The sequence below is a fragment of the Rhizobium sp. CF122 genome (assembly GCF_000282035.1).
Lineage (GTDB): Bacteria > Pseudomonadota > Alphaproteobacteria > Rhizobiales > Rhizobiaceae > Rhizobium.
The window spans coordinates 37,797-51,709 of the sequence record NZ_AKKA01000082.1; the positions used below are offsets into that span (position 1 = coordinate 37,797).

General features: G+C 60.3%; 19 protein-coding genes and 1 other RNA gene. 11 read left to right on the forward strand and 9 right to left on the reverse strand.

Translation table 11 applies throughout. The features are described 5' to 3' along the window. Positions 1-606 carry a recombination mediator RecR gene (recR, locus tag PMI09_RS20625; protein WP_007798999.1) on the reverse strand — a complete coding sequence of 202 codons (606 nt, stop codon included), beginning with the start codon at positions 604-606 and terminating at the stop codon, positions 1-3. Between the two features lie 56 nt (positions 607-662). On the opposite strand from recR, the gene PMI09_RS20630 reads away from it, so the two are divergent. Then, positions 663-1,286, forward strand: coding sequence for an MOSC domain-containing protein (locus PMI09_RS20630; protein ID WP_007799000.1), 624 nt, complete (start codon positions 663-665; stop codon positions 1,284-1,286). On the opposite strand, the gene PMI09_RS20635 is transcribed toward PMI09_RS20630, so the two are convergent. Then, positions 1,283-1,819, reverse strand: coding sequence for an RBBP9/YdeN family alpha/beta hydrolase (locus PMI09_RS20635; protein WP_007799003.1), 537 nt, complete (start codon positions 1,817-1,819; stop codon positions 1,283-1,285). The genes PMI09_RS20630 and PMI09_RS20635 overlap by 4 nt on opposite strands. Positions 1,820-1,928: 109 nt before the next feature. On the opposite strand from PMI09_RS20635, the gene PMI09_RS20640 reads away from it, so the two are divergent. Together PMI09_RS20640 and PMI09_RS20645 are read left to right on the forward strand one after the other, a co-directional pair. Continuing rightward, positions 1,929-2,411: an Lrp/AsnC family transcriptional regulator gene (locus PMI09_RS20640; protein WP_007799005.1), complete on the forward strand. Its 483-nt coding sequence runs from the start codon at positions 1,929-1,931 to the stop codon at positions 2,409-2,411. Positions 2,412-2,494: 83 nt separating this feature from the next. Beyond that, complete coding sequence (locus tag PMI09_RS20645; RefSeq protein ID WP_007799007.1) at positions 2,495-3,022, forward strand: DUF992 domain-containing protein; 528 nt, start codon at positions 2,495-2,497, stop codon at positions 3,020-3,022. A gap of 1 nt (position 3,023) precedes the next feature. Here PMI09_RS20645 and PMI09_RS20650 read toward each other — a convergent pair whose 3' ends face one another. From PMI09_RS20650 to ffs, 4 genes are all read right to left on the reverse strand, one after another. Then, positions 3,024-3,635: a LysE family translocator gene (locus PMI09_RS20650; RefSeq protein WP_007799009.1), complete on the reverse strand. Its 612-nt coding sequence runs from the start codon at positions 3,633-3,635 to the stop codon at positions 3,024-3,026. Positions 3,636-3,709: 74 nt separating this feature from the next. Next, positions 3,710-4,033, reverse strand: a complete 324-nt coding sequence (locus PMI09_RS20655) for a YbaB/EbfC family nucleoid-associated protein (RefSeq protein ID WP_007799011.1) — start codon at positions 4,031-4,033, stop codon at positions 3,710-3,712. A 22-nt stretch (positions 4,034-4,055) separates the two neighbouring features. Next, positions 4,056-5,924: a DNA polymerase III subunit gamma/tau gene (locus PMI09_RS20660; protein ID WP_007799013.1), complete on the reverse strand. Its 1,869-nt coding sequence runs from the start codon at positions 5,922-5,924 to the stop codon at positions 4,056-4,058. A 47-nt stretch (positions 5,925-5,971) separates the two neighbouring features. Beyond that, positions 5,972-6,068, reverse strand: an RNA gene (gene ffs / locus PMI09_RS29775) — signal recognition particle sRNA small type. An 88-nt stretch (positions 6,069-6,156) separates the two neighbouring features. Between ffs and PMI09_RS20665 the strand changes: the two genes are divergently transcribed. The 5 genes from PMI09_RS20665 to PMI09_RS20685 all read left to right on the forward strand — a co-directional run bounded on the left by PMI09_RS20665 (position 6,157) and on the right by PMI09_RS20685 (position 9,004). Next, positions 6,157-6,567, forward strand: coding sequence for an HIT domain-containing protein (locus tag PMI09_RS20665; RefSeq protein WP_007799015.1), 411 nt, complete (start codon positions 6,157-6,159; stop codon positions 6,565-6,567). After that, the gene (gene nudC, locus PMI09_RS20670; RefSeq protein WP_007799017.1) at positions 6,564-7,526 is read left to right on the forward strand and encodes an NAD(+) diphosphatase; all 963 of its coding nucleotides are present in this window, start codon (positions 6,564-6,566) and stop codon (positions 7,524-7,526) included. The genes PMI09_RS20665 and nudC overlap by 4 nt, the downstream gene beginning before the upstream one ends. A 25-nt stretch (positions 7,527-7,551) precedes the next feature. Further along, positions 7,552-8,235 (forward strand): helix-turn-helix transcriptional regulator, encoded by a 684-nt coding sequence (locus PMI09_RS20675; protein WP_007799018.1) that lies wholly within the window; start codon positions 7,552-7,554, stop codon positions 8,233-8,235. Between the two features lie 72 nt (positions 8,236-8,307). Further along, a complete protein-coding gene (locus PMI09_RS20680) occupies positions 8,308-8,532 on the forward strand; it encodes a hypothetical protein (RefSeq protein ID WP_244423796.1) in 225 nt (74 codons plus the stop codon). A gap of 103 nt (positions 8,533-8,635) precedes the next feature. Further along, complete coding sequence (locus tag PMI09_RS20685; RefSeq protein ID WP_007799021.1) at positions 8,636-9,004, forward strand: VOC family protein; 369 nt, start codon at positions 8,636-8,638, stop codon at positions 9,002-9,004. A gap of 28 nt (positions 9,005-9,032) precedes the next feature. On the opposite strand, the gene PMI09_RS20690 is transcribed toward PMI09_RS20685, so the two are convergent. Further along, on the reverse strand, positions 9,033-9,893 hold the full coding sequence (locus tag PMI09_RS20690; RefSeq protein ID WP_007799024.1) for a prephenate dehydratase: 861 nt from the start codon (positions 9,891-9,893) through the stop codon (positions 9,033-9,035). A 10-nt stretch (positions 9,894-9,903) separates the two neighbouring features. Continuing rightward, positions 9,904-10,659, reverse strand: a complete 756-nt coding sequence (locus PMI09_RS20695; RefSeq protein ID WP_007799025.1) for a 3-deoxy-manno-octulosonate cytidylyltransferase — start codon at positions 10,657-10,659, stop codon at positions 9,904-9,906. A gap of 154 nt (positions 10,660-10,813) precedes the next feature. Here PMI09_RS20695 and PMI09_RS20700 point away from each other — a divergent pair, with 154 nt between their 5' ends. After that, complete coding sequence (locus PMI09_RS20700; protein ID WP_007799026.1) at positions 10,814-11,389, forward strand: c-type cytochrome; 576 nt, start codon at positions 10,814-10,816, stop codon at positions 11,387-11,389. A gap of 61 nt (positions 11,390-11,450) precedes the next feature. Here the strand turns inward: PMI09_RS20700 and PMI09_RS20705 are convergent, their stop codons facing one another. Beyond that, on the reverse strand, positions 11,451-12,398 hold the full coding sequence (locus PMI09_RS20705) for an AEC family transporter (RefSeq protein ID WP_007799027.1): 948 nt from the start codon (positions 12,396-12,398) through the stop codon (positions 11,451-11,453). 472 nt (positions 12,399-12,870) lie between these two features. Here PMI09_RS20705 and PMI09_RS20710 point away from each other — a divergent pair, with 472 nt between their 5' ends. Continuing rightward, a complete protein-coding gene (locus tag PMI09_RS20710) occupies positions 12,871-13,080 on the forward strand; it encodes a cold-shock protein (RefSeq protein ID WP_037083657.1) in 210 nt (69 codons plus the stop codon). A 51-nt stretch (positions 13,081-13,131) separates the two neighbouring features. Further along, positions 13,132-13,671, forward strand: a complete 540-nt coding sequence (locus PMI09_RS20715) for a hypothetical protein (RefSeq protein WP_007799028.1) — start codon at positions 13,132-13,134, stop codon at positions 13,669-13,671. Positions 13,672-13,913 lie beyond the last annotated feature (242 nt).

Genomic DNA, 13,913 nt, shown 5'->3' on the forward strand with positions numbered 1-13,913 from the left:
CTAGATTGCCGTGCGTGCCCTGAGCGCCGCCTGGAGCGTCCCTTCATCGAGATAGTCGAGTTCGCCGCCAACCGGGACGCCGTGGGCGAGGCGCGTGATCTTCACGTCCAGGCCGCTCAGCTGGTCGGTTATATAGTGTGCTGTTGTCTGTCCCTCGACGGTCGCATTGACGGCAATGATCAGCTCTCGGATGCCGCCGGCGCTGACGCGCTCGATCAGGCCGCGGATGTTGAGGTCGTCGGGCCCAACGCCATCCAATGGCGACAGGGTGCCGCCGAGGACATGATAGGCCGCGTTCAAGGCGCCCGCGCGCTCCAGCGCCCAGAGATCGGAGACATCTTCAACGACGATGATGACGGACTGGTCGCGCCGGTCGTCCGTGCAGACCGTGCAGGGATCAACCGTATCTACATTGCCACAATGGGAGCAGATCTTGACCTTGTCATAGGCCTCACCCATCGCATTCGACAAAGGGCCGAGGAGTTGGTCCTTCTTCTTGATGAGGTGAAGCGCAGCCCTGCGCGCGGAGCGCGGCCCGAGGCCGGGCACCTTTGCCAGAAGCTGGATCAGTTTTTCGATTTCGGGGCCGGTGACTCGCTTTGCCATGAGCGGTTATTAGCCCATATGCTGCAAAAACGGAAACATGTTGGGAGCGCCGCTCGATGAAAATCCTCGCCGTCTGCATCGGCAATGCCGAGCGGCTGCCCGGCAAGAGCTACAAGACGGGCATCTACAAGCATCGGGTCGGCGGCAGCGTGCTCGTCGACGCCGAGGGGCTTGTGAGCGACGCCATCTGTAATCGGAAGCACCATGGCGGTGTCGACCAGGCCGTCTATCTCGAGGGATCGCTGACCCTTGACTGGTGGACGAAGGAGCTTGGGCGACCGATCGAGCCGGGCACTTTCGGCGAGAACATGGTGATCGACGGTCTCGATAACCGCATCGTGTCTGTCGGTGATCGATTCATAGCCGGCGATCTTGTTCTGGAGGTCACCAGCGCGCGCATTCCTTGCTCTACATTTGCCGCTCGCATGGGCGACCCCCGGTTCATCAAGCGCTATACGCAGGCAGCGCGGCCAGGCGTCTATTGCCGCGTTCTTCACGGTGGCCCAGTCGCGGCCGGAATGACGGTCGACTATCTGCCCTATAACGGCGAGAAGGTCACGATGCCGGAGATGATCGCCACCTTTGGTAGGATGCTCACAGCGCAAGATCGCAGCCGCTATCTTTCGGCTCCGATTCACTACAAGCTGCGCAATATTCTGGAGGCACAGTCTAGCGCCTAGCGCAAGTGTGCCTCAAACTCCGCCAAAGCTGCCCTCCCCTCAGGCCAATCGCCCAGCCCACTCGCCCCGTTGATGTGACCGCGGGCGCCGAGATCGACGAATTGGCTGCCCCAATCATCAGCCTTTGCTCGCGCGTAGTCGATCGAGCCGAAAGGATCATTGCTGCTGGCGATGACAAGCGACGGGAATGGAAGGGCCGCGACAGGTGGATCGGCAAAGCCGGCAGCCTCCGGGGGGAAAGCCGCCGAGCGCGGGTCCGGCAGCGCAACCAGCAAGGCACCGCTGGCGCGATGCGTGGTACGCTGTGCCCAGTGCGCAACCAGCAGGCAGGAAAGACTATGGGCGACGAGAAGCGGTTCGGCCTTCGATCGGCCGACAGCCCAGTCCAGCGCAGCAATCCAATCGTCAAGATCCGGCAGATCCCAACTCGAGGGCGAAAAACGACGCATGCGCGGGTCGGTCGCCTCCCATCGCGACTGCCAATGTGTTTCGCCAGATCCGCCAATGCCAGGCACCATGATGATATCTCTCATCGCTTCCTTCCTGTTGCTCCGCGCATAAGCTGCGTGAGATAGTCGGCAAACGACATAGGAAATCATCGGAGAAACCATCGTTCAACCGATGAATTAAAGGCGAATAAAGATGGCCGATTTCGTGAACCGACAACTCGACCCGACTGACATGCTGATCGTCGAGATCATGCAGGCAGACGGGCGCATTTCCGTTTCCGAACTGGGGCGCAAGGTCGGTCTTTCGCAGCCGGCCGCGTCCGAGCGGCTGAAGCGTCTGGAAGAACGGGGAATCATCGAGGGTTATGGCGCTCGCGTTAATGCTGCGGCACTCGGGCTGGGCATGATGGCAGTCATTCGGCTGCGTACCACCCACGAACATATCCGCGCCTGTCTTAAGCAATTCTCGGAAATGCCACAGATTGTCGAGGTTCTCAGACTGACAGGCGAGGATTGCTTCGTGCTCAAGGTTCTGGTCCCTTCACCATCCGAGCTTGAAATCATCGTCGACAGCATCGCGCGTTATGGCGCGGTCACGACCTCCCTCGTATTGCGCGGCGAACCGATGAAGCCGATCGGCCGCGAACTGGTGAAACTGGCGCGACACTACCTCTAACGTGATTTCGACCACTGCCACTTGTTGACGAGGCCGAGGGTCCTAGATTTTCACGCACGGGGTGTAAATCGAAGGAGGCTCGCATGTCCATCGCACGATTTATCGCGGCTGCAGTTATCGCCGCAACAGCCACGACCTTCCTATCAGCAACGCCGGCGGCAGCCCGCGTCAAGGTCGGCTCGCTGGGCTGTGACATTTCTCCTGGATTCGGCGTCATCATCGGTTCGAAACGGACGCTCAACTGCATCTTCACTCCATCTTCACCGGGACGGCCGAGCGAACGCTATACTGGTACCATCACCAAACTCGGCATCGATATTGGCACTCTCGCCGGCGGAGGAATGATTTGGCTCGTCTATGCACCGACCAACCGGCTCGACGGGGCTCTGCAGGGCAGTTACTCCGGCGTTGCGGCCAACGCGACGGTCGGCCTCGGTGTCGGAGCCAATGTCCTTATCGGCGGCTTCGAAGGCTCGATCGCTCTGCAACCGGTCTCGGCGGAGGGCACATCCGGGCTCAATATTGCGGCCGGCGTTGCCAATATGATCCTGACCTGGGTACCGCCGGCACCACCGCCACCGGCCCCCAAGCGGCACATCTCACAGAGATAGCCTAGCGCATCGCGATTGCCATTGCAGCGCCGGCCATCGTGCCGGCGCTGGCGCGATTGGCCATACGCACGGCGCGGCGGCTCTTCAGGAACCCCCTCGCCTTGGCTGCAAGCAGTGCCCAGCTGATATCGATGACGATCAGCACCAGAAACATCGTCGCCACGAGTTCGGCCCAGCCGACAATGGTCACAGCGCGGATATCGATGATCGACGGCAGCAGCGCCATGTAAAACATCATGATCTTCGGGTTGCCGAGCGTCACCGTCATGCCGGCAAGGAAAAGCTTCAAGGGTGATTGCGCATCAGGCAGCGTTTCACCGTCACTATCCGGCGAGGCGAACCACATCTTCCAGGCGAGATAAAGCAGATAGCAGACGCCGAGCCACTTGATGGCAACAAAAGCATAATGGAAGGTTTCGGCAATTGCGGCGAGACCGGCGACGGCGCAGGTCAACCAGATCGCCTCACCAAGCCACATGGCCGCCAAGAAGGGAAGAACGTCGCGCGCGCCCTTGGAGATGACACGGGCGACGAGCGCAGCGACGCTCGGGCCCGGAGAGCCGGCCGCCACGAACAACGCGCAGGCAAAGACAAACAGACTGGTCAACGTCATCTGCAATCCTCCTTATTGCGTGACGGAAGCGATGCCAGCGCAACCGACACCGCCCTTTTTGATCCACTGGCGGGTCAGAACGGCATCTTGAAGCCGGGAGGAATCGGCAGGCCGGCGGTCAGCGCCTTGGTCTTTTCAGCAGCAGCAGCTTCCGCCTTGTCCTTGGCATCCTTGTGCGCGGCAACAATCAGGTCTTCGAGAATCTCGACATCGTCTTCCTTGAACAGCGACGGGTCGATCTTCAGGCTCTGCATCTCGCCCTTGCCGTTGAGAATCACGGTGACGAGACCGCCACCCGATTTGCCTTCCGCATGGAGTTCGGCGATCTCCGCCTGCATCTTCTCCATCTTGGCCTGCATTTCCTTGACTTTGCCCATCATGCCCATGATGTCGCGCATCGTCTCGCTCCTTCTCGATACTTTAGAAAATTATGTCGTCGCCTGGTAGGATATCGCCCTCGTCGGATTCGGCAGCGGCGGGCGCTTTAGCCTCCTCTTCCTCATCGGGCTCCGGCGCCCGCACGCGAACGTCGATGATCTTGGCGCCCGGAAACTGTGCGAGGATCGCCGCCACATCCGGATCCTGGCGGGCGTCGCTGACCTGCTGCGCCTTGGCGCTGGCTTCGGCCTCGACAATCGTCGGCTGCCCCGCCTCGCGGCTGAGGCTGACAATCCAATGGATGCCAGTCCACTCCTTGAGCTTGACCGCCAGTTCATTCAACAGCGTACCAGGGGCGCCTTCCGTCAAATTGACGTCGAGGCGGCCGGGCTCAATGCGAACAGGGCGAACGAAGTTGCGCACCAGTGCCTTGATCTTGGCGTCGCGCCTTTCGCCGGCCAGATTGGCGATATCAGAGATGGAATTGACCGGCACCGATGGCTTCGGCGCCTCGGTGGGCTTTGTCTCAACGCGACCGACCGGCATGCTCTGGGGATCCGGATTGGGCACCGCACGCAGCATGGCGGTCGGGCCGGCGGGCTGCGGACGCGGGATCGACTCCGTCGATCGTGCCGCCAGATTGCCCTGATAGTTCACCGTTGCGCCGCCACCGCCATTGCCCGATGGGGCGGACGGACGCCGGTCACCGTTCGTCTCGGAAAACTCGGCGAGACGACGGGCAGCATCCTCAGGCGCCGGCAGATGCGCGGCATGCGCCAGTCGGATCAGTACCATCTCAGCGGCTCCGGCCGGGCGCGAGGAGCCTTCGGCCTCCGGAATGCCTTTCAGCAGCATCTGCCAGATGCGCGACAACGCGGTCACTGCCACGCCCTGTGCGAATTCCGCAGCCTTGGTGCGTTCGATTTCACTCAGCGAAGGATCGTTCGCCGCATCCGGCACATATTTCAGCCGGGTGACCAGATGCGTGAAATCGGCAAGGTCGGTCAGCACCGCAACCGGGTTGGCGCCGGCTTCGTACTGGCTCTCGAATTCGCTGAGCGCTGCTGCGACATCGCCTTTGACGATGTGATGAAAGAGATCGACGATGCGGGCGCGGTCGGCAAGGCCGAGCATGCCACGCACCGTTTCAGCCAACACCGCGCCACTACCATGGGCGATTGCCTGATCGAGCAGCGATAGGCCATCACGCGCCGAGCCCTCGGCGGCACGGGCAATCATCGCCAGCGCATCGGGCTCAGCCTCGATGCCTTCCTTCAATGCGATCGTGGTGAAAAGGCCGACGAGATCAGAGGCGCTGATGCGGCGCAGGTCGAAGCGCTGACAGCGCGACAGGACCGTGATCGGAACCTTGCGGATCTCGGTGGTGGCGAAGATGAACTTCACATGCTCCGGCGGCTCTTCGAGCGTCTTCAGCAGGCCGTTAAAGGCCTGCGTCGAGAGCATATGCACTTCGTCGATGATGTAGACCTTGTAGCGCGCCGAAACCGGGCGGTAGCGCACCTGCTCAATGATCTCGCGGATGTCATCGATACCGGTATGAGAGGCGGCGTCCATCTCGATGACGTCGACATGCCGGCCTTCCATGATCGCCTGGCAATGCTCGCCGGGGATGCGCAGATCGATCGTCGGCTTGTCGATCTCGGCCGTCTTGTAGTTCAGGGCGCGAGCAAGGATGCGGGCAGTCGTCGTCTTACCGACCCCGCGAACGCCGGTCAGCATGTAGGCCTGCGCGATACGGCCGGTCTCGAAGGCGTTGGTCAGGGTCTGGACCATCGGCTCCTGGCCGACCATCAGATCCGTGAAATCCTTGGGGCGGTATTTGCGTGCCAGCACCCGGTATCCGGTGCCAGTCGAGGCGGCATCTTTTGACTGTCGCTCGGTGTCGCTCATCGCCCTGCTTAGCGCCCGGACTAATCGGGCAAAGGATGGAGAGAAGGGTGGGAGGCTGGCACGATGACCCGTGCCGGGCTCGTTAGGGCTGCTTCCTTCCGGACCTGACCCGGTTGGCGAGTGGCTCGTCCACCACCAACCTCCCGGATGCACATATCGGCAATATCGCCATCAAAAGCAAGCCAAGCTCAAAAAAAACTGCTAGCCTCAAGAAAACATGGAGGAATGCCTGTTGGATGATTTCAAGCTCGACCGTCGGTTGGAAAGCGACAGCGACAGCGTCATGCAGACGGGGCTGTGCGATCTCCGGCTGTCGAAGGATGCCCGCTGGCCGTGGCTGATCCTCGTGCCGCGGAGGTCCGAGGTCACCGAAGTGTTCGAGTTGACCCCACTCGATCAGGTGTTGCTGACGTTCGAGACAGAGATGGTCGCCGCCGCGCTGAAGAAGACGACCGGCGCCACAAAAATCAATATCGGGGCTCTTGGCAACATCGTCCGCCAGCTTCATGTTCATGTCATTGCCCGCTTCGAAGGCGACGCCAATTGGCCAAATCCGGTTTGGGGCTTTGGCAAGGCGGAACCTTATGCGGCGGATAAGAGAGATGACCTTATAGAGAAGTTGCGGGAAGCCCTTTCATCATGAGCCGTTCGCTTTTCGATTCGGATGTTCCGCATCCGGAACCCAGCAGCCTGACTGCCTTTGCTGCCAACGACCTGATCCGCGATTCCGAACATCGCGACGAGACGTCAGTCGACAAGGCCCTGGCCAAGGAAGGGACGCATATCTTCGCCTTCGCCGGCGACAAGCTGGTCCTCAAACATGACGGGCAGGTGCTCGATCCGCTGTTTGCACGCTATGAACTGAAGGACCTGCAGCCGAACTGGGACGAAACGGTGCTGCTCGGCTATCGCAAGACCGGGGAGCCGCGTCTCGCCGTGCCGGTGGGTGTGGCGGAAGAGGAACTCGCCAGCCATTACAAGCCCTCAGATGGACGTTCGCTGTTCCGCGAAATGCTGATCGACGAAGTCCTGCTCGGGGAGTTCGCCCAGGGAGCAAGCCTCATCCGCTGGAATCGGGACAACAAGTTCTGCGGGCGCTGCGGCTCGACCATGGAGATCCATATCGGCGGCTACAAGCGCGTGTGCGCTGCCTGCGGACACGAAATCTTCCCGCGCACCGATCCCGTCGTGATCATGCTTGTCATCGACGAGGAGCGCGATCTCTGCCTTCTTGGCCGCAGCCCTCATTTTGCGCCGGGCATGTATTCCTGTCTCGCCGGTTTCGTGGAGCCGGGAGAGACGATCGAGAACGCCGTGCGACGCGAGACACTGGAAGAATCCGGAATTCATACGGGAAGAATCCGCTATCACGCCTCGCAGCCTTGGCCGATGCCGCATACACTGATGATCGGCTGCTACGCCGAAGCCAAGTCCAAGGACGTCAAGTTCGACAGCCAGGAGCTGGAAGACTGCCGTTGGTTCACGTGCGAGGAAACGCTGGAGATGCTCGAGCGCCCCAGTGCAACCGGCAAGGCACCGCCTCCCAAGGGGGCAATCGCCCATCGGCTGATGCGCGATTGGGTAGAGTGGAAAAGGCAATAAGGCCAGATAGAATAAGGCCAATGACATGGCGCGCTCCGAACGCCTTTTGACGCTGCTGCAAACCCTGCGACGCTATCGCCGCCCGGTCAGTGGTGCCGTGCTCGCAACGGAGACCGGCGTCAGCATCCGCACACTTTACCGGGACATTTCGAGCCTGCAGGCGCAGGGCGCTTTGATCGAAGGAGAGCCGGGCCTCGGCTATGTACTTAAGCCGGGCTTCATGCTGCCGCCGATGATGTTTTCACAGGACGAGATCGAGGCGCTCGTACTCGGTTCGCGATGGGTCGCGCGTGCCGCAGATCCGCGGCTTGCCGCTGCCGGTACAGACGCGCTGGCCAAGATCGGGGATGTGCTACCGCAAGAGATGCGCGACGAAATCGAAACATCGACGCTGCTCGTCCACCTAAAGCCGCCCGTCGCCGACAAGGCCGACCTCGGCGCCATTCGCAAGGCAATCCGCAGTGAACGCATCCTCACGCTGACTTATTCCGACGAGAGCGGCACCGTCTCCGTCCGCAATATCTGGCCTTTCGCGCTGAGCTATTTCGAACAGGTGCGCGTTGTTGTCGCCTGGTGCGAATTGCGTCAGGATTACCGTCACTTCCGCACCGACCGAATCGTCGAGATGATCCCACAGGACGGGCGTTATCCGCGCCGACGCGCGGTGCTTCTGAAGGAATGGCGGGACCAGCAGGAAATTGCGCACTGATCTCGATGCTACTGCCATAAACTGACAGTAGTCAGCGCTACTATCGGTACCAATCCAACAGGAGGACCGATGATGACGAGCTTGAAACTCTCCCGATCGACGCGTGGAATTGATCCGGTCGAGGACAGCCCCGACCATGCAGGATACCCGCAATCCACGCTCCTTCGCATGATGCTGAACGCGTCGCGCCAGATGGCACGGAGCAAGTATCCACGGCTCGATCCGGAAGCGTTGTCCGAGACGATGAAACGCGATCTCGGCTTTGTGGACTGGGGTCGCCCCTGCCACGAAGGATAGACTGCAAGATCGAACTCCCAAGACGCATAACCGACCGCCGCCGCTGCCGATGAGTGCAGCGGCATTTCTTCGCCTGCCATCATCTCACGACGAGGATCACCCGATGAATAGCCCGAACCTTATCATTCTCTACGTCAAGGACCCCGCCGAAAGCGCTAGTTTCTACAAGTCCCTGCTCAACCGCGAGCCGGTGGCCGAAGCCCCGAACTTCGTCGCTTTCGCACTCGACGGCGGCTTTACGCTCGGCCTCTGGCGCCTGAGCAAGGTTACGCCGCAGCCGTCCGCCACCGGCAGCCGCGCCGAGATCGCCTTCATGGTTCCCGGAGAGAACGGCGTGTCAACGCTTTACGAGGACTGGCGCAAACGCCAGCTGCCCATCGCGCAGGATCTAACAGACATGGATTTCGGTCCGACCTTCGTCGTTCTCGACCCGGACGGGCATCGCTTGCGTGTGTGTGAGCCAGATAAGTAAACAAAAAAGGGCGCCCGGAGGCGCCCTTTCATTTTTGTAGCTGGCCCCGCATCGGATGGCCCCTGTAGACGCCCAGGATGCGGACCTTCTCGGAGAAAAAGCGCAGTTCCTCCAGTGCGCGCCGGACGTTTGGATCGTTCGGATGTCCTTCGATGTCGGCATAGAACTGCGTCGCAACAAACTTGCCACCGAGCTGATAGCTCTCCAGTTTGGTCATGTTGATGTTGTTCGTCGCAAAGCCGCCGAGCGCCTTGTAGAGCGCGGCCGGGATGTTGCGGACGTTGAAGACGAACGTGGTGACAAGCTTCTCTTCGTCCGAGTTGCGATGCGCCCATTCCTCGTCGCGCGAGAGGACGACGAAGCGGGTGACATTGTTTTCGGTGTCCTCGACGTTCTCGGCCACGATGTCGAGGCCATAGAGATCCGCAGCAAGACGCGGCGCAAGCGCCGCCATCGAGCGGTCTCCGGTCTCCTGGACGAGCTTTGCGGCGCCCGCGGTGTCGCCGGCGATCACTGGCTTCCAGCCGTGCGAGCGAACGATCTTGCGGCACTGGCCGAGCGCATGGATATGACTGTGAACCGTGCGGATCTCATCCTTGGTGACGCCTGGAAGCACCATCAGCTGGAAGCGGATTGGCATGAAATACTCGCCGATGATGTGCAGGCGGGACTCCGGCAGAAGGTGATGGATGTCGGCAACGCGACCAGCGATCGTGTTCTCGATCGGGATCATCCCGATATCGGCATCGCCATTCTCAACCGCCACGAATGCATCCTCGAACGTCTGGCATGGCAGCGGTTCCATGGTCGGAAACATGTCGCGGCACGCCATGTCCGAGTTCGCGCCGAATTCACCCTGAAAGGCGATCCTGTTGGTCTTGATATTCATGGAAAATCCGTCACTTCGATCTTGCGGAGAGAATGCGCCGCGCCTTTTCAAGGTCGGCGGGAGTATCGACACCGAGCGGAACCGTGTCAACGATCTCGACATCGATGCGCATTCCAGCCTCCAGAGCACGCAGCTGTTCGAGCGACTCGCGCTTTTCCAGCGCCGATGGTCCAAGCGTGACGAAACGCTCCAGGGCCGACCGGCGGTAAGCATAGAGGCCGATATGGTGATAGAGTGGTCCGTCGCCGTAGGGTGCTGTCGCGCGCGTGAAGTAGAGAGCCTTCAGACGGCTTTCGGAGAGCGGTGAACCGACGACCTTGACGATATGCGGCGCGGTCTTGTCTGCCTCGTTATCGATCGCGATCGTGAGTGTTGCGATGTCGACGCTCGGGTCCTCCAGCGGGCGCAGCGCGGCACGAACGGTTTCCGGTTCGATAGTCGGCAAGTCGCCCTGCACGTTGACGACGAACTTGGCCGTCCCTTCCGGATCCACCTTTATGAGAGCCTCATAGATACGATCCGAACCGGACTGATGATCCTTGCTTGTCATGATGACTTCGAAGCCCGCCTCGGCGACGACATTGTAGACCTGCTGATCATCAACCGCGACGACAACACGACCGATCGCAGCCTCCCTGGCACGCAGGGCCACCTGAACAATCATCGGCAGGCCGCAAATATCGGCAAGCGGTTTGCCCGGAAGACGGGTCGACGCCATGCGGGCCGGGATCAGCACGAGCACGTCATCTAAATTTGGACTGGTCATTGTTCGGGCCTTCTAATCCGGGCGGAAAGGTGTCAAAAAGTCTCACGCAGCAGCCCATTTAGACTGTTGCAACGAATAGCCAAAAGACATAGGTTCCGCGCGATTTCAAGATGGTCCGGTTTTATGTCTGCCGGCTGCAAGGGGAGCATTGCAGATGAATTCATACGTGAATACGGCGGTGGGGGCACTGCTCGGGACGGTTTTCGTCCTGATGTCTATCTCCATCGCGTCGGAGGGGATCTTTCATTCGGAGACGCCCGAGAAGGAAGGTTTCGCGATCGTCGCCGAAGAGGCCCCCGCCTCTGGTGGCGGCGAGGCCGCACCGGCTGCAGCCGTTCCGATCGCGCAGCTGCTTGCAAAGGCGGACGCCAAGGCCGGTGAAACTGTATTCAAGAAGTGTCAGGCCTGTCATGACGCGACCAAGGGGGGGCCAAACAAAGTTGGCCCGGGCCTCTATGGTCTCGTCGATCGTCCAATCGGCACACACGAGGGCTTTGCCTATTCGTCAGCTATGAAGGACTTCTCCAAGGGCGGCAGCGAGAAGTGGACTTTCGACCATCTGAACCACTTCCTGACAGCGCCGAAGAAGTATGTTGCCGGCACGGCAATGGGCTTTGCGGGGCTTCCGAAGGACACGGATCGCGCCAACGTCATCCTCTACCTTCACACTCTGGCCGATTCGCCGGTTCCGCTTCCCGATGCAAACGCACCGGATAGCGCGACGCAGTAAGTGCTACTCGGTTCCAGAAGGAACATTGCAGCCCGGCCCCAAGCCGGGCTTTTTCTTTGCGCTAGGCGCCGAGCAAGAACGCCCAGAACGATACGGAGATGGCACCAAGCGCCGTCGTCAGCGTGATCGTCGATGCCGCTAGGCTGTGGCCGACGCCGAAACGATTGGCGATCAGCCATGCGTTGACGCCCGTCGGAACGGACGAAATCAGTACAAGGGCGGCCGTCCAGTCACTGGCGAGCCCGACCAGATGGCTGGCCGTCCAGACGCAGGCGGGCAACAGCAGCAGCTTGAAGGCAGAGGTGACGCTGGCGATGCCCGCGTTGCCGGATAGTCCGTATTTTTCGAGCGCCATACCGAGTGAGATCAGCGCAACCGGCCCGGCAACGCCGGCAATCTGATCGACGATGGATTCCACGGGCCCTGGCATGGTGAGGCCTACAAGATGCATCGCAGCACCCCCGGCTAGGCCGATCACCAGCGGGTTTCTGAGGAGATTCTGAGCGATCTGGCGCACCACTTTGGCGATGCTGCGCTCCTGTTTGCCGGCGATCTTGTGTTCGGCGCGCTCCATCATGATGGTCCCGATGATCATCATCACAGGCAGATGGACCGCGATCAAGATGGAGAGCGGCACGAGGCCCTTGTCGCCTACCGTTCGCTGAACAAGCGGTAGGCCGATGAAGATTGTGTTGGCGAAGGCTGACGACACGCCGGCGAGCACGCCAATGCGGTCATCGCGCCCGAAGAAACGCGTCGCGGCGATATGGGCCGCGACCCATGTCACTGCAACACCGGCGAAATAGGCGATCCAGAGGCGGAACGGCGAAGCACCGTGAAAATCGGCCTCGGCGATCGTGCGGAACAACAATAGCGGCACGGCGATCTTGAAGACGAATTCGCTCAGCGCATCGCCGATCTCCGCTTTCATCAGCCGCAATTTCACGGTCAACCAACCGATAAGGATCATGATGAAGATGGGAAGGACGTCGAAGATGATGGCTGTCATTCAATGCGGCTGCCTTGCGAGAGATGATTATGCGTAGCAGCAAATCGGACGGGATGACAAACACGCTGGTCACAAAAACAAAAAAAGCGGGCCTCGCCCGCTTTTCGCATCCGGCCTTGCCGGACAGCCGGTTCGCGATACTGCCAGTCCATCCGTGGTCAGCGTCGCTCCGGTATCGTCGAAGGGCATCATCTCTTCTTCATTGGCTGCGGCCCGCAAGCCGCTCATGCCAATCTCGTTGAGGATTTTATAGGGACGGAAAATGACGCGGGGATGACATCAGGACGGCATTTTTGCGAAGAAGTCGGCGGCGCAAAGCGACTGCTTCCCACCAAAGGCACAACGCTGATCGACGCATGAAATGTCGCCGGCGCGGCCGGCCACAACATCCCTGTCGTCAACGCTCTTGTGCCGGCCGGCAAAATCGTGCGATGTCCCATTATGGCTGGGGAGACCAACATGGGGGTAAGTTTTGCCAACAGGTAAAGTCAAGTGGTTCAACCAGGACAAGGGCTTTGGGTTCATCACGCCGGATGACGGAGGCACCGATATTTTCTTGCACATCACGGCGGCTCAAAGAGGCGGAATCGACGCCGTGAAGGAAGGCATGAACATAGCGTTCGAAGTGGCGCAGGATCGTCGGACCGGCAGAACCTCTGCCGATAATATCCGGCAGCTTTGAAATGATCAGTGCGGCCGAAGGGCCGCACTGGCTTTGACGTGCGGAGACAATATGAAGCGTAGCTTTACTGTCGGCCTCTTCATGCTTGCGGCTACCGGACCGTCATTTGCCGATGATGCGAGCTCCAAACTTGCGTTTTTCTACGACAGCTGCGTTTCCTCCGGTCCAGATTTCGAGCGCACGTCCGAGCGCGCGAAGGCAGAGGAATGGCCTTCAATGGCACAGGACCTGGCGCTGACTTTCACACCGATGGAAAACCCGGAGACGCTGGAAGGATGGATCGTCAATGGTGGCGAAGCTGAGAGCTTTCGAGCGCTCGTGATCTCACGGGCGGAGGTCGGCGGCAAGATCGTCGAAGGCTGCACGGTCGCATTGGGCGACGTCGACGCAGCCGTCTTCGAGACGGCCTTGGTCGAGAAGGCGAACGCTATCTCGGCAGGTCAAGAGCAAGGACAGGATCGCGTCTATAAGCGTTATACCGCCACCATCAACGGGCGCAGCGAAGCGATCACCCTGACACTTCCGCTCTATGCAAAGGGCTCCGATCAGATTATCGCCAGCGCTGTGGCAGAGCAGCAGATCGAGCACTAGATCGCCCGCCACAGGCCATGCGGCCGTTTCAGGTTATATGAGATTTTAATTCCGGGCGCCCGGCGTCCGAATGGCATGACTATGGCTTTGTCCCCATCCTTATGACGGGACGTGGCGAACGTCGGTCAACGGTCGACGGCATCTTCACATCGCCGTTTGCCAACCGGCAGGAACCGTACATGCGTCGCCAAAGGAAGCCATTTGTCGTGGAGATCAAGAAAACACGCCGGCTTTTTCCCAGG

Coding starts and splice junctions, on each gene's coding strand:
- recR (WP_007798999.1), bottom strand. CDS start 606: ATGGCAAAGCGAGTCACCGGCCCCGAAATCGAAAAACTGATCCAGCTT.
- PMI09_RS20630 (WP_007799000.1), top strand. CDS start 663: ATGAAAATCCTCGCCGTCTGCATCGGCAATGCCGAGCGGCTGCCCGGC.
- PMI09_RS20635 (WP_007799003.1), bottom strand. CDS start 1,819: ATGAGAGATATCATCATGGTGCCTGGCATTGGCGGATCTGGCGAAACA.
- PMI09_RS20640 (WP_007799005.1), top strand. CDS start 1,929: ATGGCCGATTTCGTGAACCGACAACTCGACCCGACTGACATGCTGATC.
- PMI09_RS20645 (WP_007799007.1), top strand. CDS start 2,495: ATGTCCATCGCACGATTTATCGCGGCTGCAGTTATCGCCGCAACAGCC.
- PMI09_RS20650 (WP_007799009.1), bottom strand. CDS start 3,635: ATGACGTTGACCAGTCTGTTTGTCTTTGCCTGCGCGTTGTTCGTGGCG.
- PMI09_RS20655 (WP_007799011.1), bottom strand. CDS start 4,033: ATGCGCGACATCATGGGCATGATGGGCAAAGTCAAGGAAATGCAGGCC.
- PMI09_RS20660 (WP_007799013.1), bottom strand. CDS start 5,924: ATGAGCGACACCGAGCGACAGTCAAAAGATGCCGCCTCGACTGGCACC.
- nudC (WP_007799017.1), top strand. CDS start 6,564: ATGAGCCGTTCGCTTTTCGATTCGGATGTTCCGCATCCGGAACCCAGC.
- PMI09_RS20675 (WP_007799018.1), top strand. CDS start 7,552: ATGGCGCGCTCCGAACGCCTTTTGACGCTGCTGCAAACCCTGCGACGC.
- PMI09_RS20680 (WP_244423796.1), top strand. CDS start 8,308: ATGACGAGCTTGAAACTCTCCCGATCGACGCGTGGAATTGATCCGGTC.
- PMI09_RS20685 (WP_007799021.1), top strand. CDS start 8,636: ATGAATAGCCCGAACCTTATCATTCTCTACGTCAAGGACCCCGCCGAA.
- PMI09_RS20690 (WP_007799024.1), bottom strand. CDS start 9,893: ATGAATATCAAGACCAACAGGATCGCCTTTCAGGGTGAATTCGGCGCG.
- PMI09_RS20695 (WP_007799025.1), bottom strand. CDS start 10,659: ATGACCAGTCCAAATTTAGATGACGTGCTCGTGCTGATCCCGGCCCGC.
- PMI09_RS20700 (WP_007799026.1), top strand. CDS start 10,814: ATGAATTCATACGTGAATACGGCGGTGGGGGCACTGCTCGGGACGGTT.
- PMI09_RS20705 (WP_007799027.1), bottom strand. CDS start 12,398: ATGACAGCCATCATCTTCGACGTCCTTCCCATCTTCATCATGATCCTT.
- PMI09_RS20715 (WP_007799028.1), top strand. CDS start 13,132: ATGAAGCGTAGCTTTACTGTCGGCCTCTTCATGCTTGCGGCTACCGGA.